Origin of the sequence: Marinomonas rhizomae, from assembly GCF_024397855.1 — a bacterium.
In the GTDB taxonomy this organism is placed as follows: domain Bacteria; phylum Pseudomonadota; class Gammaproteobacteria; order Pseudomonadales; family Marinomonadaceae; genus Marinomonas; species Marinomonas rhizomae_A.
The window spans coordinates 2,961,191-2,980,063 of record NZ_CP073343.1 but is presented as its reverse complement, the minus strand read 5'-3'; the positions used below and the strand labels follow the sequence as shown (position 1 = coordinate 2,980,063).

The following is an 18,873-nucleotide window of genomic DNA, read 5'->3' as shown; positions in this document are numbered from 1 at the left end:
ATGTCACTTACTAGAGAGCAAATGGCACAACGTGTTGCTCAAGAGCTACAAGACGGTTTTTACGTCAACCTTGGCATTGGTATTCCTACCTTAGTCGCCAATTACATCCCAAAAGGCATGGAAGTCATGCTTCAGTCAGAAAATGGCTTGCTGGGCATGGGGGAGTTTCCTTCGGAAGAAACCATTGATGCCGACATGATTAACGCAGGCAAGCAAACCGTCACGACAGTTAAAGGAGCATCGATTTTTTCCTCGGCTGAATCCTTTGCGATGATCCGTGGTGGTCATGTGGATTTAACGGTATTAGGTGCATTTGAAGTAGACGTGAACGGCAACATTGCATCTTGGATGATCCCCAATAAGCTGATTAAAGGCATGGGTGGTGCGATGGATTTAGTGGCAGGTGCCGAGAATATTATCGTCACCATGACGCACGCTTCCAAAGATGGCGAATCTAAACTCTTGTCTAATTGTTCCCTTCCACTAACTGGCAAAGGTTGTATCAAAAAAGTCCTGACAGATTTAGCTTGGCTAGAAATTGAAAATGGCGCGTTTGTGTTAAAAGAACGGGCGCCAGGTGTTTCTGTAGAAGAAATTCAAAGTAAAACTCAAGGTAAGTTGATTGTCCCTGATCATGTCCCTGAAATGGTCTTCTCAAAATAATAATCACAACAGGAGCGTTACTATGAAAGCCGTTATTGTTGCTGCTGCAAGAACACCGATTGGTGCCTTTAATGGTGCTTTATCTTCTTTAAGTGCTGTGCAATTAGGTACTCAATTGTTGTCTGGCATGCTAGCCAAACAACCTATTTTGAAAGATCACATTGAAGAAGTGATTTTAGGTCAAGTTCTGGCTGCTGGCTGCGGTCAAAACCCAGCTCGCCAAACAGCTGTTCATGCAGGATTACCAAAGCATGTTTCTGCCATGACTATTAATAAAGTCTGCGGCTCTGGCTTGAAAGCTGTGCAACTGGCAGCTCAAGCCGTACTGAATGGCGATGCGAATATGGTTGTTGCAGGTGGGCAAGAAAGTATGAGCCAAGCGGCGCATGTTTTACCAAACAGCCGCTCTGGTAAAAAAATGGGCAACTGGGAATTATTGGACTCCATGGTCACCGATGGTCTATGGGATGCGTTTAATGATTACCACATGGGGAAAACCGCCGAAAATATTGCCAATCGTTGGGATATTAGCCGTGCAGAGCAAGATGCATTTGCTGCACTCTCTCAACAAAAAGCCACGCAGGCGCAAGCTGCAGGGCGTTTTGTTGAAGAAATTTTGCCGATCTCCATTCCTCAGCGTAAAGGTGATCCTATTATCGTCGATGCCGATGAGCAAATTCGTCCGGATACCACCGCAGAGTCCCTAACCAAGTTACGTCCTGCCTTTGCAAAAGAGGGCACTGTCACTGCAGGTAATGCATCTACCTTGAATGATGGTGCTGCCATGGTGGTTGTCACATCGGATGTGGAAGCCAAACGTTTGGGCTTGCCGATTTTAGCCGTCATTGAAGCGGCAAGCGGTGCCGGTGTTGATCCTGAAATTATGGGGACTGGACCGATTGCTGCGACACAAAAAGTACTTAACAAAGCTAAGTGGCAAGTAGCTGATCTGGATCTTATCGAAGCGAACGAAGCCTTTGCTGTGCAGGCGTTGTGCGTCAACAAGGAGCTTGGTTTAGATGCATCAAAAGTTAACGTAAACGGTGGTGCCGTGGCGTTAGGTCATCCGATTGGTGCGTCTGGTTGCCGAATTTTGGTGACATTGCTTCATGAAATGCAACGGCAAGATCTTAAAAAAGGCTTAGCGACCTTGTGTATTGGTGGCGGCATGGGCGTTGCTATGTTGGTGTCTCGCTAATAAGTCATATTAAAAAGAACGAATAAATAAACGTAATAAAGTGAGTTAGCAGAAAAGGATCTATTCTTTTCTGTTTTTGCTTTTGTCGTCCAATAAAAAATATAAAAAATATAAAAAAACAGGATAAAACTGATGAATACTCTCGAACAAAAACAAACAGGTTTACAAAAAGTAAGCCAATTCTTCGTTACCTTGTTACAGCGTTACCTTCCTGATCCTTTTATTTTCGCCATAGTCTTAACATTTGCTGTATTTTTATTGGTGATGCCGAGTACTGGGCAAGGGCCAATGCAAGTAGTTAATGCTTGGGCGGGTGGCTTTTGGAATTTACTTAGCTTCTCTATGCAGATGGCGATGGTAGTTGTTACGGGCCATGCCATGGCAAGCGCTCCGGCGTTCAAACGTAAGTTGGCTATGTTGGCGGGTGTCGCGAAAACACCTGGGCAAGCGATTATCTTAGTAACGGCTATTAGTGCGATGGCGTGCTGGGTTAACTGGGGGTTTGGCTTGGTCGTCGGTGCTATTTTTGCCAAAGAAATTGCTGCTCGTGTTAAAGGCGTAGATTACCGTTTATTAATCGCTTCTGCTTACAGTGGGTTTTTGTTCTGGCACGCTGGACTGTCTGGCTCTATTCCTCTGTCTATTGCAGGCGGTGCGAATATAGAAAAGGTCACGAATGGCGCAGTGACGGCTGCGATTCCAACGTCAGAGACAATTTTCTCTGCGATGAACTTAACCATTTTGGCTGTGATGTTTGTCACTATCCCGTTATTAAATCGTTTGATGCATCCCGCACCACAGGACACGGTTGCGATTGATGCAGAATTGTTAAAAGAGCAAGTCGTCGAAATGCCAAATAAAGCAGACATGACAACAGCTGAGCGCCTTGAAAACAGTCGTGTTTTATCCATGCTGTTAGGTGTGATGGGCTTTGCTTACGTGATTTACTATTTTGTGAATAACGGTTTCGCACTGAACCTGAATATAGTGAATTTTACCTTCTTGTTTTCGGCGGTTTTGCTTCATGGAACACCAAAAAGTTTGTTGAATTCGGTCTCTCAGGGAGCACGTAACTGTTCTGGTATTTTGCTGCAATTCCCATTCTACGCAGGGATCATGGGCATGATGACTGCAACGGGTGACTCTGGTGCGTCATTGGCAGGGGTGATTTCTCAGGCATTTGTGTCTATTTCCAATGAAACGACTTTTCCGCTGTTTACTTTCTTGAGTGCCGGTATCGTTAACTTCTTTGTGCCTTCTGGTGGTGGTCAGTGGGCAGTACAAGCGCCAATCATGATGCCAGCAGGTGCAGCACTGGGTGTTGATGCCGCGAAAACAGCCATGGCGATTGCTTGGGGGGATGCTTGGACAAATATGATTCAACCATTCTGGGCATTACCAGCACTGGCCATTGCAGGGCTTGGTGCAAAAGACGTGATGGGCTATTGCTTGATGGCATTGATCGGTTCTGGTGTGATTATTTCTTTAGGCTTTTTGATTTTCTAATCTAAAACACCAAACAGGGCGGTCATGGCTTAGAGGTTTTAGCCAAGTTCGCTCTGTTTTTCCTATTTAGTGCACATATTGAAATATTCTTGAAAATTATATATAATACCACTGCTTATTTCCTTAAAGTTATAACTCTTAGTCGTCCTCTCCAGCATGATTTCTCTTTATAATGTTTACAATCTTAATAATTTGAATACGCAATGTGCGTACGTAGGGCGGGGGAGTTCTTATGCGGCAGGGAATAGACAGAGACGATCAAAAAGGAGTGGTTAGAAACAAAGATGCAATCGTTGAAAGCAGTTTAAATCTAGTGAAATACTCTTTAATTGGTTTGTCTCTCTTGTTTGGAATGTCTGCATATGCGAACCAAAGTTGGATGTCTGCAACTTTAGATAATGACTTTTTTGTCAATGAAGATAATGGCTACACTAACGGTCTGTATGTAACTATCTATGACGTCAATGAATCTGGTAATGATTCACACTGGCCGGATTTCTGGGTTAAGCCACTAATGTGGACTATGTCAGATGCACCAGTTAAGACGTCAGCAAATGTCTACAGCGTTGGTCAAACCTTGAACACAGCTGAAGATCTGACGCTAACCAATCCCCCCCAAGGCTCATTTCCATATTCTGCATTGGTGAGTATCAATAATACTTACATCACGACACGTGATGATCATGCGGATCTTGTCAGTACGACTATTGGCATTGTCGGGCCATGGGCGTTGGGTAAAGAAACCCAGAAAACTATCCATAAAGTAATAAGTGCCCAAGACCCCAAAGGCTGGAATACTCAGCTTCATAATGAGTTGGTGTTTGAATTATCCAGAAGCCGTATATGGCGTTCATGGATTTCAGAAGCGGACACCATGGACGTGTTAACCGGTTTTGATGTGAGTGTAGGGACCCTGAAAAGTTCGACGAACACGGGGGTTATGTTTCGCTACGGTCGTAACCTAGAAAGTTCATACGCCACTACGTTATTAGCCGAGAATCGCATGTCCAACCCCATGGCTATAGACAATGGTTGGTTTGTATATGCGGGCGTTAAGGTGGGCTATACTTTTAACCAAATTTTTACAGACGGTAATACCTTCAGAGATAGCCGGTCGATCGATTATGACCATAATACAAGCGTATTCTCCACTGGTGTGAGCTATGCATGGGATGACATTGCCATTGCCTTTGCCATTAACTCACCATTCACTATTAATGGCGACAAACACGATAGAAAAATTGATCGTTTTACTCGCTACGGAACAATGACTTTTGCTTGGCAGATTTAAAGAGTAGCGATTTGTTGATTGATTATAAAAAGAGCCTTCTCTATTGATTCAGAGAAGGCTTTATAGGTTTAAACTAATTCAGCTAAATAGCGTTCCCACTCAGCCGTTCTGCCATAGTACTTGCTGTGTTCTAACCAGGTTAACTGGTCATTTCTTTCAATAATCATGGTTGGATATCCACTGATTCTCAATTTACCCATCAAGCGATGACTTTCCTCCACTTGATTCAGCATGCTCGCTTCAGAGTCGGCCATTTTTTCGTTCCAAGTAGCTTTATCTAATCCCATAGATACAGCCAGTTCTGCTAAGGCATCTAACTCATCGAGATGCTTACCATCTTGATAGTGTGCTTTTTGAATGGCGGCGAGCATGAAATGTGCTTCAATCCCCATTTCTTGACCAACAAGAAAGGCACGAGTTGTCGAGTAAGAATCCACGATAAAATCGCCTGCACCCGCCACTCTTGCTTTATATGCATCGCCAAAGTGTACTTTTGTCATGTTGGCTATTTGACCATCAGCTTGCAAAATATGTTGTCTAAACGAAGGGTCAATTGCCCGTTTCGGAATCATGCCTCCAGGGTGATAAATGATTTCCAATTCCGGCATGTCAGCCAATACACTTACCAATGATGATGCCCCGTAACACCAGCCACACATAGGGTCGAAGAAGTAATGAACTTTTACCATGACATTTCACCTTTATGGACTTTAGCTGCGATATCTAAGCTTAAAGCACCTTTAGCATCTGGATATTTTGCTGTCATGGCTTTAATAAGTTCAGCACTGTTTTTGCTCTCTTTCTTCGCTTTCTGAAAGACTGTGATGTAATTCAGCGAGCTTGAAATAGTGCTTGAATCAAGTTCTGTACCTAGTGCCATGTGACCAGGAATAACAACCTTTGGTTTTAATGCCAACATTTCTTCTAATTGGGCAGTCCAGGCGGCTTGAGCGGCATCAGATTGCGCATCTGCCATCCATAGATGCATGTTTCCGTATACCGCTACGTTGCCTAAAATAGCTTTATTCTCTGGAATCCAAAGGTAAGGGCGATGTGCAAATGCACCTTCAGTGCCACGAATATCAATAGTATGGCCGTCTACCATCAAAGTAGGTTTATCGTAAGCCGTTGGAATAACTGGATTGACTGGTGCGTTGTTGCCCATTTTTGGTCCCCAAAAAGCTAATTTCCCCGCCAGCTTTTCTTCAATGACCTTTTTAACTGCAGGAGTCGTGATAATGTCGGCTTTTGGGAAAATGGTGTGCAGTGTCTCGGCACCAAAGTAATAATCAGGGTCTGCTTGGCTAATGAAAATAGTTTTTAGCTCTTTATTGGAATCGAGCACTTTGGCCGCAATACGCAATGCATCAGCTTTGGTAAAACCAGTATCGATAAGCATAGCTTCCGTTTCACCATATACCAAAGTAGAGGTCACATTAAAGCTATTAGCATCTGCATTATATACATCTAACATTAACGGTTTTGTGTCTGCTGCAACTGCAGAATGAGCGATAAGTGCAGAAGCAACGAAGGTAATCAGTTTTTTCATCTTTATCTCCAAAGAGTGATTGTGTAATTCATGTGGCCATCATAGAGAATTGACGTGCTCGGAAAAATACACAAAAATGAACATGATTGTTTCTTTTATCGTGCAAGTGAAAGGTAGGTTATGGATAGAGTGATAGCAGCGAAAGTTTTTATCGATGTTGCCCAATCGCGGAGTTTTTCCCGCACGGCAGAGCGTTTAAATATGTCGCGCCCCATGGTGACGCGTTATATAGAAGCCATGGAAGATTGGTTAAAGATTCGTTTGTTGCATCGAACGACACGGAAAATATCACTTACTAGCGCAGGTGAAGCCTGTTTAAAAGACGTGGAACAGTGGTTGGAGCAAGCTGATAATATTCTTTCCTTGGTGAATACCAGTGATGAGTTGTCAGGTTTGGTGCGAATCACATCCAGCATGTCGTTTGGTTTTTCTCAACTGATGCCAGCCATTCAAGACTTCATGCAGAAACATCCCAAAGTTCATATTGATATCGATCTAGAAGACAGTACGGCCGACTTAACAGAGAAAAGCATCGACCTTGCTATACGCATTGCTTCGAATCCGGATCCATCGTTAATCGGCAAACCCATTGCCGTGTGTGAATCCGTGTTGGTAGCGTCTCCTGCGTATCTTGAAAAAGTACGACATACGATAGGCGAGATCCAGCATCCGCAAGACCTAATTCATCACGATTGCTTGGGCTACAAAAATCTAGCACGCCATATTTGGCACCTATCCCAGCATGACCAATTTGAATCTGTCTCTTTGGATTGTCGTTTAAGCATCAATGAAGCCACAGCACTTTTGCATGCTACATTGAATGGCATGGGGGTTTGTCTTCAGCCTACTTATTTAGCGAATCGCTACATTAACGATGGTAGCTTGTGCCATGTCTTGCCTGACTGGAAACCCAAAGACCTGATTATCTGCGCGCTTTATTCGTCTCGAAAACATTTATCACCCAATGTTCGTGCTTTGATCGATCATTTAGAACGCTACTTTGCCGAGCATCCTTGGTGATGATAAGAGGTAAAATTGGAAACTTAAACTTATCTCCTAAACCACTCAGCTAAATCTTTCCATTGCTGTTCTGATTGAGCGGCGAGCATTTCGCCGTCTAGCATGGTTGGGCTGTATTCTTGGCCGTCGAGTGTACGGCAGATGCCGCCAGCTTCGGTGTGAACCAGTACGCCCGCGGCGTGATCCCATGGCAGCATTTTGTAGGTTAAGCTGAAGTGAAAGTGGCCTTGGGCTATTTGTCTATAAGCAGGGCAGGAAGGTAAGTTGTTAATGCGAACAAAGCGGCTCGCTTTAAGAGCAAAATCTTGTTTTTTCTGGCCGGTATACGAGTTAACCGACATGATGCCAATGAGCTTATCTAGGTCTGGTTCAGCGGTGAAGCTGAGTGCCAATGGCGTTTGTTTAGGCGTTTGATGTTTGCCTTTTTCATTCATTGCGGTGCGTTGGAAAAAAGTACCTTCACCTAGGTTGGCGTATATCCAGTCATCATTTACTGGGTCATAAAGTAAGCCAAAACGCGTGACGCCTTTTACTACCACGGCGAGTATGATGCCAAATTCTGATAATCCGTGGGCGTAGTTCCAGGTGCCGTCAATAGGATCGATTATTACGCAAGTGTCTGAGGTGCCAATTTTATCTGTGGTGGATGGATCTTCCGCGACGGCTTCTTCTCCGACGATTTCCCAATCCGGAAAGGCAGCCTGAATTTCCTCAGTGATAAAGGCTTCACTGGCTTTATCGGCAATGGTAACAAGATCGGTAAGGCTACTTTTGGTTTCTACGTCTGCGGCACTAAGCTGACGAAAGTTTGGCATGACGATCTCTTGGCCTGCTCTACGGACAATGTTTATTAGTCTTGCTTGAGTTGGTTTATCGAGGTTCATTTTTCGTCACTCCTTTTGTGCTTTCCAAGGTTCACAAATTATACGTGATCAGAGTGACGAATGGTTTAGTGAATTTTGATTATTCTGTGATGTTTTTGTTACTACTTAACACTATGCCAATTGCCTTGTTCCACTGCTGTCGCTTTGATGATGCAGTAAGTTGTCGATGGTTGTTTCGGCTATGTGGTTCAGCGCTTCGATAGTGAAGTAGCCTTGGTGTCCTGTTACGACGACGTTCGGGAAAGTAAGCATGAGCTGGAAGACGCTGTCTTGGATGATATGAGATGACATATCTTCGAAGAAAATTTTGTTTTCTTGCTCATACACATCCAAACCCAGATAACCAATTTTACCGCTGTAAAGGGCGTCGATGGCTTCTTGGGCGTGGACGAGTGCGCCGCGACTGGTGTTGATGATCATCACGCCGTCTTTCATTTTTTCTAGGCTGTGCTTGTTGATTAGGTGATGAGTCGATTCGTTTAAAGGGCAGTGCAGGCTAATAATATCGCTTTGTTGGTAGATTTCATCGAGTGTGAGGTATTGGCAACCTTGGTCGATGAGCGCTTGTGACGGATATAGGTCATAACATAACACCTTGCAGCCGAAGCCTTTCATGATGCGACAAAACGCCGCGCCAATTCGCCCTGTGCCAATGCAGCCAACGGTTTTTCCCTCTAGGTTAAAGCCCATCAATCCTTCAAGTGCAAAGTTGCCTTCTTTGACGCGATGATAAGCTCGATGAGTTTTGCGGTTTAATGTCATGATGAGAGCAACAGCGTGTTCGGCAACCGAAGTCGGGCTGTAGTCGGGAACGTGAAATACTTTTATGCCTTCTTTTTTTGCAGCGTCTAGATCGACGTTATTGAAGCCAGCACACCGCAGGGCGATGGTTTTTACACCTTGTTGCTTTAAAAGATGAATGACCTCGGCATTAACATCATCGTTAACGAAGCATGAGACGGCATCAAATCCTTGTACTAAGCTAATGGTTTCCATGCTAAGCCGACTTTCAAAGTAGCTCATTGATAATGCTTTCTCATTGGCGAAGGTGGCTAGTGTTCTTTTGTCGTAAGGTTTGCATGAGAAAACAGCGACTTTCATAAAACGTGATCCTGTCGTTTTGATCGGAAAATAATGTATTTATAGCCTAAAAAGAAGATAAACGCTCAGGTTGTGACTGTTCTGTTGATACAGGACAAGGTTATGGAATGTTAAATAGTAGTGTTCAGGTGAAACGTCGAGAGTGATTTTACCATACGTAACGTTATGTAATTTCTTTGTTTTTTATGACTCAGTTGCTTCTAAAAACCATTAGTTAATCTACACTTATCGGTAGATAATTTTGCTAGGAGGCAAATGTGAATTGGTTGTCATCTGAAAACATATTCAATCGCTGGGTGATGATCACTTTGCTTGTCGGGACGTTAATCACTTGTGCTGTGGCTTATGACGTTTATTACTCAAATGAGAAAAGAATTAATCAGGCGGCTTACGATACATCGGTTACTTTAAAGCAAGAAGTGACGTCTAGAATAGAGCTATACCAGTATGGATTGCGCGGTGCTCGCGGAGCTGTGCTTACAGCAGGTGAAAACACGATTACACGCGATATTTTTAAGCGATATAGTCTATCGAGAGATATTGACGACGAGTTTCCAGGGGCTCACGGTTTTGGTTTTATCCGACGAGTACCACAATCAGACATAGCGAGTTTTACATCGTTGGCTCGTCAAGATGGCTGGCCAGAATTTTCCATAAAAATGCTTAACCCCAACTTTAACGAGCATTATGTTATTCAGTATATTGAACCGGTAGAGCGTAATCGTCAGGCGGTTGGGTTGGATATAGCATCAGAAAGAAACCGCAGAGAGGCTGCTACATCGTCGCAATACACTGGCGAAGTGCGTTTAAGCGGTCCAATTACTTTAGTGCAAGCCACGGGAAAACCTCAGCAATCTTTTTTAATTCTTATGCCAATTTACCGTGGAGGTAGTACGCCAAATACTCAATCAGAGCGAATAAACAAAGGTTTCGGTTGGAGTTATGCGGCGTTGATAACGGAAGAGGTTCTCGACAGCCTAAGTTATGATCCTAATAAAGTTCATTACCAACTTTATGACATTACAGATTTAGATGATCAAGTGCTTTTTTATAACACAGGTGAACTGAAACATAGAGGTTATGAGCAAGTTCAAACGACAGTTGTTTATGGTCGGAATTGGAAGAGTAAATTAAATGTCTCTCCTGCCTTTATTGCAGATCTACACCTTCCAGATCCTTTGTTTTTTTTAGTAGTGGGCTTTTTTATCAGCTTACTGGGTGCTGGTTTTGTGGTGGTGGTTCGAGTAAACACCGTACGTCAGCGTGAAGTGATGGCTCATCAATCCAGAATCACCGCGTTAGTAGAAAGCTCTGCTGATGGTATTGTTAGTCATAGTTTAGATGGGCTGATTGTCAGTTGGAATAAGAGCGCCGAGCGTATTTTGGGTTTCACCCATGAAGAGGCCATAGGACAATCTATTTATGATCTACTGGTGCCAGGAGACCTTAAAGAGGAAAATTTTGATACGGTTTCTAATCTAATAGCGAATAAAGAAGCGCACTCCATTGAGACTCGTAGAAAGACTAAATTCGGTACGGAAGTCCCCGTTTCACTGACGTTGTCCCCCATTTTAGATGCTAAAAATATCATCATTGGTGTGTCTAAAAGTGTGCGAGATATCTCTGAGCGTAAAAAAGCAGAGGCTAGAATACAAGAATTGAATACCAATTTAGAACATCAGGTTAAGGAGCAAACAGCTGAGTTACGTGAACTTAATGTATTATTAAATGATGTGCTAAATGCGTCATCTGAGGTTTCAATGATCGCAACGGATATGAGTGGTTTTATTACACTCTTTAACTATGGCGCAGAGAAAATGTTGGGTTATACCGCAGAGGAAGTGGTTGGTAAGTTGACGCCAGCTGTATTCCATCTTCAATCGGAGATGGACCAGAAGTGTGTGACAATATTTGAAACGACCGGAGTGCAAGTTGATGAACGTGAAGCGTTCGTTTATTTCGCGTTACGTGATGGTTACGATAGCCAAGAATGGACCTATATTGATAAACAGGGGAATCATCTCCCTGTTTCTATATTGGTTACACCAATGAAAAATAGCGATGGTGAGTTGATTGGTTTTCTTGGGATGGCCATCGACATTTCGGAACAAAAAAGAGCTCAGCGAGAGTTGATTTATGCGCGAGATCAAATGCTTATGGCGGCAGAGGTCGCTCAGTTAGGCGTTTGGCATTTAGACATAGAAACTGGAGTGTCGGAATGGAGCGATTTGATGTTCGACATCTATCAGCTACCTCGTTCCATAACGAATAAAGGACTGTCACTCGAAAAATGGCGGGAATTTATTCATCCTGAAGATTTAGCGTCTGCTGAAGCTTCATTCAATGCTGCCATTGCAGGGCAAGAACACGAAGAAGTCATTATTAGAATCATCGTATCCGATGGCAGTATTCGTTATATTTTGGGGCGTGCCATTTTACAAAAAAATTCAAATGGCAAAATGACAAAATTAATGGGAATAAACCGCGATATTACCAAAGAATATGAATTAGAGAGTTGGCTGCGAAAAGCCAAAGAGGAAGCGGATGCGGCTAGTGCGGCGAAATCAAACTTTCTTGCCAATATGAGTCATGAAATTCGTACGCCCATGAATGCCATTCTGGGGATGCTGCATTTAGTCAAACGTACGACGTTAACTCATCAACAAAATGATTATGTATCAAAAGCGCAAATATCAGCGAAATCATTATTGAGTTTAATTAATGATATTTTGGATTTTTCTAAAGTCGATGCTGGAAAGCTGGTTTTAGAGAAAGCGCCGTTTGAAGTCGAAGAATTATTATGCGAACTGTCTACTGTTTTGTCTGGAAGTTCGTTAGGAAAAGACGTTGAGCTGATTTTTGACGTTGATAAAGATATACCAGAATATCTCATCGGAGATAAATTACGCCTATTGCAGATACTGATTAACTTAGTCAGCAATGCTGTCAAATTCACCCTAGAAGGCAGTGTTGTTGTGCAAATCAAGTCGCAGGCTGTTGAGGGCGTATCACGTTTAAGTGTTTCTGTTAATGATACGGGTATTGGTATTGCGAAAGATCAAATAGACGCTATTTTTGATGTGTTCTCGCAAGCTGAATCCTCTACTGCAAGGCGTTTTGGAGGGTCGGGTCTAGGTTTGGTCATTTGCCGCCGATTTGTTGAGCTGATGGGCGGGGAGTTGAACGTAGATAGTGTATTGGGGGAAGGCAGTCGTTTTCATTTTACTGTTGATTTGCCAACTGCTGATAGTCCGCTTGAAACAAGACCACATTCATTACCCTCAAAAACACTGCGTATTTTAATTGTCGATACCAATGTGGCGACACAAGTTATTTTGACTCGTATGGCATCGACTCTCGGCTGGTATTGCGAAAAAGCGGAGTCTATTGAAGAAGCTGTGCAATGTATTCATTTAGCTGCCAAACAGGATGATTTTTATGATGTGATTTTGTTGGATACAAAGACTGTGGACTTCATCGATCAGAACAGCATTGAAGATCTGCTGTCTAGTACCGGTGACTTTAAAATAGCACCCAAAATAATAATGCTGTCCAGCATGCAGAGTAATCAATCAGGCAATGAGCTTAAAGCAGTCTCCAGCTACTTATTGAAACCTGTTACTTTGAGCAAATTATCAGAATCTGTATACCAATCTCTTTCAGGTACGACTACCGATATAGAAAGGTCTCAGGATAATCAGCAAGAAGAAAGTCTAATGGGACTAAAACTACTACTGGTGGAAGATAACGCTTTTAATAGACAAGTCGCCACGGAGTTATTGAGGGCGGAAGGGGCTATCGTTTCCGTTGCTGAAAATGGCATAGAGGGTGTCGCAACAGTATTAAACCATGATGAAGTCAGCTTTGACTTGGTTTTAATGGACATGCAGATGCCAGAAATGGACGGTTTAGAAGCGACTAGGCAAATTCGTAAAGTGTCGAAATTTGCTCCACTTCCTATTATCGCCATGACCGCAAATGTGTCAGAAACAGACCGTCAGTCTTGCCTTGACGCTGGCATGAACGATCATATTGGTAAACCTTTAGATATAGATCAGATGGTTGGCTGTATTCTTAAACACACGACGGCTAAACCGGCGAATCAAAGTAACTCAGCGGTTGTGATTCATGAAGAAGAGAGCGAATCACCTGAGTGTATTGAGCCAGCAGTCATAACACCTGAAAGCAATGCTAGTGAAAACAATGCTAGTGAAAACAATGCTAGTGAAAACAATGCTAGTGAAAACAATGCCAGTGACAACAATGGTGATGAATACGAAGACATAGAATCCATCTTGAACCGATTTGGTGACAGTGTGGATCTTTACCGAAGCGTTGTCGAAGGCTTTACTCTTGAGGCAAAAGATTTATTAGACAAGATAAAAGAAGCGGCCGATAAGAAGGATCAGGTGACAACGCGTGAGAACCTTCACACTCTAAAAGGTGCAGCACTGACGATGGGATTGTTGAAATTTTCCAATAGAGTGTTTGCCTATGAAAGTGTGTTAAAAGTGTCAGAAGACATAGCTGAAATAGAAGCCTGCATGGCGTCTATTAATACGACCGAGTTGAATGTTGAGCTAGAAGAAGAGCTCGCTATCATTTTCGCAGCATTACCGTAATTAGAACGGTAGCGAGTATATTACAAAAAAATAACCCAACCATTTTTGATGGTTGGGTTATTTTTTATGACAAGATAAGAGAGTCAGATTTTGCGCTACTTTGTCTAGCCATGAGACAAGGTGTCTAGCGTTTTCAAAAGCCACTCCAATTCATTTTCACCTTCTAAGCGTGCAGCCATGATTTGTTCATGTTCCATGACGCGATCGCTTAACGTTAAGAAAAACTTTTCACCTTTTTTAGTCATAAATAAAGCATAAGAACGGCGATCATTAATGGCTGGTCGACGTTCAATAATGTCCATTTGCTCTAGCTTATCGACCGCGGCCACCATGGCCGATCTGTCATTACCGAGGGCTTGAGCGACAGCCGTTTGAGTTAAGCCAGGGTTACGTTCCACGATGGCAATAATGGCAAATAAACCAGGACTAATGCCAAGATCAGAACACACTTCAGAAAACTTGCTAAAGAAATTCATTTGAGCGCGACGTAGGCGATAACCAACTAAGCTATTGAGTATCCCAAAGTCCACTGGTTGGTCTGTTTTTTTTGTGTCGTCAGCCATTTAAGTCTCATTTTTAATCAGATGAACCCGTATTGTAATATAAAAAAACTAATCTGGTGTAATGCTAAACAGTTTAGAGTCTTCTCTATGCAACAAGAGCCGGCATAATTCCCGGCTCTTGTTGGTTTTCATTAGCCAATTAGGTGAACCAAGCCGAGGGTAATACTTGGGAAAAGTATTAACAAAGCCACCCTAACAAAGTCAGAGAGGAGGAATGGAATCACACCTTTAAAACACTCTTTTAGTTTCAACGAATCATCAAACGATTTGATAATAAAAACGTTCATACCAACAGGGGGCGTTATTAATCCCACTTCGACAACGATCAAAGCGAGTATGCCGAACCAAATACCTAAATCTGCTTGTGGAATACCAAAGTCCATTGCCATAACCATTGGGAAATAGATTGGAATGGTTAGCAAAATCATCGCCAAACTGTCTAAGAAGCAGCCCATGACCAAATAGGTAAGCAGCATGCAAACCAATATAGTGTATGGCGACAAACCTGAGTTTTGAATCAGCTCTACCCCTAAGTCTGGTAATCTTGATAGCGCAATAAAGACACTAAATAAATCTGCCCCCAAGACTATGAAAAAGATCATTGCAGAAGAAACAGCCGTTTTCATTAAGCAGACTAACAAGCCATCAAGACGCATTTTACCGTGAGTGAATGCTAGGATTGCTGTCAGGATAACCCCAACAGACGCGGCTTCAGTGGGTGTGAAAACACCTAAATAAATCCCACCCAAAACAATTAAGAAAATCCCCGTGATGTGCCAAACATCCTTGGTGGATTTGATTTTTTGGGCAAAGGTCGTTTTTTCACCGCGTGGACCAGCATCTGGGTACAAACGCACATAAATAGCAATGGCAAGAATATAACCGCCAGCTGCTAAAAAGCCTGGAACAAAGGCTGCAATAAACATCTTAGAGATGTTTTGCTCAGTCAGTACCGCAAAGATGATGAGTACCATTGATGGCGGAATCAAAATCCCTAATGTACCGCCTGCCGCTAGTGCGCCAGCAGCAAGACTGCCAGAATAATTAAGACGCTTCATTTCAGGAAGCGCTACTTTCCCCATAGTGGACGCTGTTGCTAACGAAGATCCACAAATAGCGCCAAATGCAGCGCAACCTGCAATAGCCGCCATGGCAATACCACCACGTTGACGGCCTATCCATGTATTACAGGTTCTAAAAAGTTCTGCTGTAATACCAGAGCGTGTGGCTAACTCTCCCATTAGTAGGAAAAGCGGTACAACCGATAAATCATAACTAGAGAACTTTGAAACGGGCGCGGTGCCTAAATATTCCAATAGAGCAGGGAAGCCACCGATCATGGCGTAACCAAATGCGCCACACACTAACATGGACAATGCAATCGGAATGCGGATGCTCATTAAGACCATCAGCACAGCCATCATTAAAAAGGCCAGTTCGATATTACTCATGATTACCTCCACGAAGTGTTGCGGACAAGCGATATAGGCCGCACAGACCACAAAGTGTCATAGCAATGACACCAACAATAAAAGTCCACCAAGTGGGAAGTTCAAGTAGCATACTTTGCTCTAAATATTCTTTTGCTTCAAAGCCACTTAGGGTCATTCGATACGCAAAAGTAAACGAAACAAGGGTAAACACAAGGTCACTAATTATTCCTAAAGTGAGCAAGGTGTTTGGTTTGCAGTTAGCCGTAAACAAGTCAACAATGACGTGGCCTTTACGGATATAACAAGTAGGGAGAAAGAGAAAGATGGCCATGGCTAGCCCCATTTCTGTTATCTCATAATCTCCCTCTATTGATTGACCAATCGTGGTTCGTCCAATAATGCTAGCGACGGTAACCGCCGCTACCACTAACATGATAAACCCACCTGTCAGTGCTAATATGTCAGAGGCGCGCCCTAGGAAAGAGCGCTGTAAGTCGGTAGTAAAACGTATCATGTTAAATCATCCTACGTACGGTAACGGTATGGCTTAAAAGTTTTCGTATTTCTTAATGAGGTCTTTGGCTTCGTCTAGAAGACGTTGTGCGTCATAACCTTCATCATTCATTTCTTCTAGCCATTGCTCAGTGACAGGCGCAAGTTTTGTTTTCCAGCGATCGTATTCGGCACCTTCAATGGTACTGAAAGTATTACCGCGTTTTACTGCATCACCACGAGCGCCTACTTCATACGCATCGAATGCGTCACCAATAAAGCCTGCTAGATTCACGCCAGAATTTCGGTCTATGACGGCTTTCAGGTCCGCTGGAAGTTTTGCGTAAGAATCATTATTCATCGCGAAAATGAAAAATTGAGTGTAGAGGCCACGATCACCTTTGAACTCAGTATGGTGTGGTGCTAATTCATCAATTTTTAATGGTTTAACGACTTCAAATGGTAGCGCAGCTACATCGATAACGCCTTTTGATAGGGCGCTTGGCATGCTAGGAACCGGCATGAAAACCGTATTGCCACCCAAAATACCGAAAGCATCAGCCATCATTTTGTTTGGCGCACGTACTTTTAGTCCATCAAGGTCTTCAAGAGATTTGATGTCTTTATCACGGGAATGGAGGGAGCCTGGGAAGTGGGTGTGCATGGCAAGTAAGTGAACGTCTTTTAGTTCATCCTGCATTTCTTTTTCTGCATATTCTTGTAAAGCCATGCTTGTGGTACGAGCGTTTAGAGGCATAAACGGCAGTTCAAATACAGTGGCCTTCGGGAAGCGTCCGGGAGTATAGCCGCCAACCGTCCAAGTAATATCAACAACCCCTTTACGAGTCTGATCGAAAAGTTGTGGTGGTTTTCCACCCAATTGCATGGCTGGATAGATATCAATATGGATGCGGCCGTTAGATTCTTCTTCTACCTTATCTGCCCAAGGTTGTAGAAAGTTTGTGTGTGCATTAGAGACTGGTGGAAGCATGTGATGAAGCTTGAAGGTGTATTCCGCCTCTGCCGCTAGGGCATTGATGGACATGATAGAGCCAGCAATTAATGCCAAGCTTTGTAGTTTGAATTTTCTCATTGTGATCACCTTTATTTTTTTTGTTATACGAGTCTTGCTTTTGGAGTCGTTAATGACATTTTAGGTATGTCATCACTTTAGATGACAAAGTTATGCAGGCGTCATTTCCTTATTATTGCCTAAAACTCACTCCTTTTTGACATAGATTGTTGTGCATTTCAACAATCTGGAAGATAGATTTTTTACCCAAGGTATTCAAAATAGGTATGGTTGCTTAAAAAAGGGTGAAAGTGACCTATTTAGATTATTCCTAATCCTTCGTTATAACAGTGTTTTGTGAGATATCCCTATAAGAGCAGCGCTCTAAGGGAAGAGCGCTGTTTTCAGGTTAACAATGATGCTTCTTAGAGGTCATTATATTTTTGAATCAAGGATTTCGTTTTATCAAGTAAGCGCTGGCCATCATAGCCATCCTCATTCATGTCTTTCACCCATTTTTCTGCGATTGGGGACATGGCTTTTTCCCAATGTTGATGTTCTGCTCCTTCGATATAATCAAAAGTATTACCACGATCCACAGCGAATTTACGTGCAAATAATTCGTAGTCATCGAAAAGCTTGCCAATGTGGCCCGCTAACGTAATGCCTGAGTTATTGTCGATCACTTTTTGTAAGTCGAGAGGCATGCTGTCATATACTTTTTTATTCATCGAAAAAATAAAGGTATTTGTGTATAAGCCGGTGCCTTTAAACTCAGTATGGTGCCCAACAAGTTCATGGATTTTCATTGGTAGAACCACTTCATATGGCAATACAGCTACGTCTATTACACCTTTAGAAAGAGCGCTGGGCATTTCTGTTACGGGTAAAAATACCGTATTGGCGCCCACAAGATCGAAGGCTTCAGACATGGCTTTATTTGGCGCACGTACTTTTAATCCTTCTAGGTCTTCAAGCGTTTTAATTCTTTTATCACGTGAGTGAAGAGAGCCCGGTGTGTGAGTATGAACCGCCAGTAGATGAACATCTTTTAGTTCATCTTGCATTTCTGTTTCGGCATATTCCTGTAAAGCCATACTGGTTGCTTGAGCCGAGCCTGGGATAAAGGGCAGTTCAAAAGAGGTCATTTTAGGGAAACGTCCAGGAGTATAGCCTGCGACAGTCCAAGAAATATCGACAATACCTTTGCGAGTTTGGTCGAAAAGTTGAGCCGGCTTGCCGCCTAATTGCATAGCCGGATAAATATCAATGTGAATACGCCCATTCGATTCTGCTTCCACTTTTTTTGCCCAAGGTTCTAGAAAGTTGCTATGGGCATTAGATGCTGGTGGCAGCATGTGGTGTAGTTTGAGCTTATATTCAGGCTCTGCTGCGAAAGCAGTCATAGACATCATTGAGCCAGCTAATAAGGCCAAGCCTGCTAGAGGGATTTTTTTCATTCTATTCACCTTTGTTTTATTTTTATTAATCGAGACCTAGCAACAGTGTGGTGACTACGTTACATAGCTTTTTTATGAC

The 18,873-nt window shown here is 42.9% G+C and carries 15 protein-coding genes; 6 read left to right on the top strand and 9 right to left on the bottom strand.

The genetic code is table 11. The annotated features are described in order from the left end of the window. The 4 genes from KDW99_RS14085 to KDW99_RS14070 all read left to right on the top strand — a co-directional run bounded on the left by KDW99_RS14085 (position 1) and on the right by KDW99_RS14070 (position 4,658). Positions 1-663 carry a CoA transferase subunit B gene (locus KDW99_RS14085; protein ID WP_255825612.1) on the top strand — a complete coding sequence of 221 codons (663 nt, stop codon included), beginning with the start codon at positions 1-3 and terminating at the stop codon, positions 661-663. A 22-nt stretch (positions 664-685) separates the two neighbouring features. Beyond that, the gene (locus tag KDW99_RS14080) at positions 686-1,861 is read left to right on the top strand and encodes an acetyl-CoA C-acetyltransferase (RefSeq protein WP_255825611.1); all 1,176 of its coding nucleotides are present in this window, start codon (positions 686-688) and stop codon (positions 1,859-1,861) included. A 132-nt stretch (positions 1,862-1,993) separates the two neighbouring features. Beyond that, positions 1,994-3,367, top strand: coding sequence for a short-chain fatty acid transporter (locus KDW99_RS14075; protein ID WP_255825610.1), 1,374 nt, complete (start codon positions 1,994-1,996; stop codon positions 3,365-3,367). A 232-nt stretch (positions 3,368-3,599) separates the two neighbouring features. Beyond that, entirely contained in the window at positions 3,600-4,658 is a 1,059-nt protein-coding gene (locus KDW99_RS14070; protein WP_255825609.1) for a lipid A deacylase LpxR family protein, read from the top strand. A 68-nt stretch (positions 4,659-4,726) separates the two neighbouring features. Here KDW99_RS14070 and KDW99_RS14065 read toward each other — a convergent pair whose 3' ends face one another. Both KDW99_RS14065 and KDW99_RS14060 read right to left on the bottom strand, forming a co-directional pair. Beyond that, a complete protein-coding gene (locus KDW99_RS14065) occupies positions 4,727-5,347 on the bottom strand; it encodes a DsbA family protein (RefSeq protein WP_255825608.1) in 621 nt (206 codons plus the stop codon). Next, entirely contained in the window at positions 5,341-6,207 is an 867-nt protein-coding gene (locus KDW99_RS14060) for an MBL fold metallo-hydrolase (RefSeq protein WP_255825607.1), read from the bottom strand. The genes KDW99_RS14065 and KDW99_RS14060 overlap by 7 nt, the downstream gene beginning before the upstream one ends. A 120-nt stretch (positions 6,208-6,327) precedes the next feature. Here KDW99_RS14060 and KDW99_RS14055 point away from each other — a divergent pair, with 120 nt between their 5' ends. Continuing rightward, the gene (locus KDW99_RS14055; RefSeq protein WP_255825606.1) at positions 6,328-7,227 is read left to right on the top strand and encodes a LysR family transcriptional regulator; all 900 of its coding nucleotides are present in this window, start codon (positions 6,328-6,330) and stop codon (positions 7,225-7,227) included. A gap of 29 nt (positions 7,228-7,256) precedes the next feature. Here the strand turns inward: KDW99_RS14055 and KDW99_RS14050 are convergent, their stop codons facing one another. Next, entirely contained in the window at positions 7,257-8,111 is an 855-nt protein-coding gene (locus tag KDW99_RS14050) for an inositol monophosphatase family protein (protein ID WP_255825605.1), read from the bottom strand. Positions 8,112-8,222: 111 nt separating this feature from the next. Beyond that, positions 8,223-9,212, bottom strand: a complete 990-nt coding sequence (locus tag KDW99_RS14045; RefSeq protein WP_255825604.1) for a 2-hydroxyacid dehydrogenase — start codon at positions 9,210-9,212, stop codon at positions 8,223-8,225. 257 nt (positions 9,213-9,469) lie between these two features. Between KDW99_RS14045 and KDW99_RS14040 the strand changes: the two genes are divergently transcribed. Continuing rightward, positions 9,470-13,834 (top strand): PAS domain S-box protein, encoded by a 4,365-nt coding sequence (locus tag KDW99_RS14040; RefSeq protein ID WP_255825603.1) that lies wholly within the window; start codon positions 9,470-9,472, stop codon positions 13,832-13,834. A gap of 104 nt (positions 13,835-13,938) precedes the next feature. Here KDW99_RS14040 and KDW99_RS14035 read toward each other — a convergent pair whose 3' ends face one another. The 5 genes from KDW99_RS14035 to KDW99_RS14015 all read right to left on the bottom strand — a co-directional run bounded on the left by KDW99_RS14035 (position 13,939) and on the right by KDW99_RS14015 (position 18,794). Next, positions 13,939-14,397, bottom strand: coding sequence for a MarR family winged helix-turn-helix transcriptional regulator (locus KDW99_RS14035; RefSeq protein WP_255825602.1), 459 nt, complete (start codon positions 14,395-14,397; stop codon positions 13,939-13,941). Between the two features lie 131 nt (positions 14,398-14,528). Further along, the gene (locus KDW99_RS14030) at positions 14,529-15,848 is read right to left on the bottom strand and encodes a TRAP transporter large permease (RefSeq protein ID WP_255825601.1); all 1,320 of its coding nucleotides are present in this window, start codon (positions 15,846-15,848) and stop codon (positions 14,529-14,531) included. Next, entirely contained in the window at positions 15,841-16,344 is a 504-nt protein-coding gene (locus KDW99_RS14025) for a TRAP transporter small permease (RefSeq protein WP_255825600.1), read from the bottom strand. The genes KDW99_RS14030 and KDW99_RS14025 overlap by 8 nt, the downstream gene beginning before the upstream one ends. Positions 16,345-16,377: 33 nt before the next feature. Continuing rightward, positions 16,378-17,415, bottom strand: coding sequence for a TRAP transporter substrate-binding protein (locus KDW99_RS14020; RefSeq protein ID WP_255825599.1), 1,038 nt, complete (start codon positions 17,413-17,415; stop codon positions 16,378-16,380). Positions 17,416-17,759: 344 nt separating this feature from the next. Beyond that, complete coding sequence (locus KDW99_RS14015; RefSeq protein WP_255825598.1) at positions 17,760-18,794, bottom strand: TRAP transporter substrate-binding protein; 1,035 nt, start codon at positions 18,792-18,794, stop codon at positions 17,760-17,762. Positions 18,795-18,873: the final 79 nt, after the last annotated feature.

Coding starts and splice junctions, on each gene's coding strand:
- KDW99_RS14085 (WP_255825612.1), top strand. CDS start 1: ATGTCACTTACTAGAGAGCAAATGGCACAACGTGTTGCTCAAGAGCTA.
- KDW99_RS14080 (WP_255825611.1), top strand. CDS start 686: ATGAAAGCCGTTATTGTTGCTGCTGCAAGAACACCGATTGGTGCCTTT.
- KDW99_RS14075 (WP_255825610.1), top strand. CDS start 1,994: ATGAATACTCTCGAACAAAAACAAACAGGTTTACAAAAAGTAAGCCAA.
- KDW99_RS14070 (WP_255825609.1), top strand. CDS start 3,600: ATGCGGCAGGGAATAGACAGAGACGATCAAAAAGGAGTGGTTAGAAAC.
- KDW99_RS14065 (WP_255825608.1), bottom strand. CDS start 5,347: ATGGTAAAAGTTCATTACTTCTTCGACCCTATGTGTGGCTGGTGTTAC.
- KDW99_RS14060 (WP_255825607.1), bottom strand. CDS start 6,207: ATGAAAAAACTGATTACCTTCGTTGCTTCTGCACTTATCGCTCATTCT.
- KDW99_RS14055 (WP_255825606.1), top strand. CDS start 6,328: ATGGATAGAGTGATAGCAGCGAAAGTTTTTATCGATGTTGCCCAATCG.
- KDW99_RS14050 (WP_255825605.1), bottom strand. CDS start 8,111: ATGAACCTCGATAAACCAACTCAAGCAAGACTAATAAACATTGTCCGT.
- KDW99_RS14045 (WP_255825604.1), bottom strand. CDS start 9,212: ATGAAAGTCGCTGTTTTCTCATGCAAACCTTACGACAAAAGAACACTA.
- KDW99_RS14035 (WP_255825602.1), bottom strand. CDS start 14,397: ATGGCTGACGACACAAAAAAAACAGACCAACCAGTGGACTTTGGGATA.
- KDW99_RS14030 (WP_255825601.1), bottom strand. CDS start 15,848: ATGAGTAATATCGAACTGGCCTTTTTAATGATGGCTGTGCTGATGGTC.
- KDW99_RS14025 (WP_255825600.1), bottom strand. CDS start 16,344: ATGATACGTTTTACTACCGACTTACAGCGCTCTTTCCTAGGGCGCGCC.
- KDW99_RS14020 (WP_255825599.1), bottom strand. CDS start 17,415: ATGAGAAAATTCAAACTACAAAGCTTGGCATTAATTGCTGGCTCTATC.
- KDW99_RS14015 (WP_255825598.1), bottom strand. CDS start 18,794: ATGAAAAAAATCCCTCTAGCAGGCTTGGCCTTATTAGCTGGCTCAATG.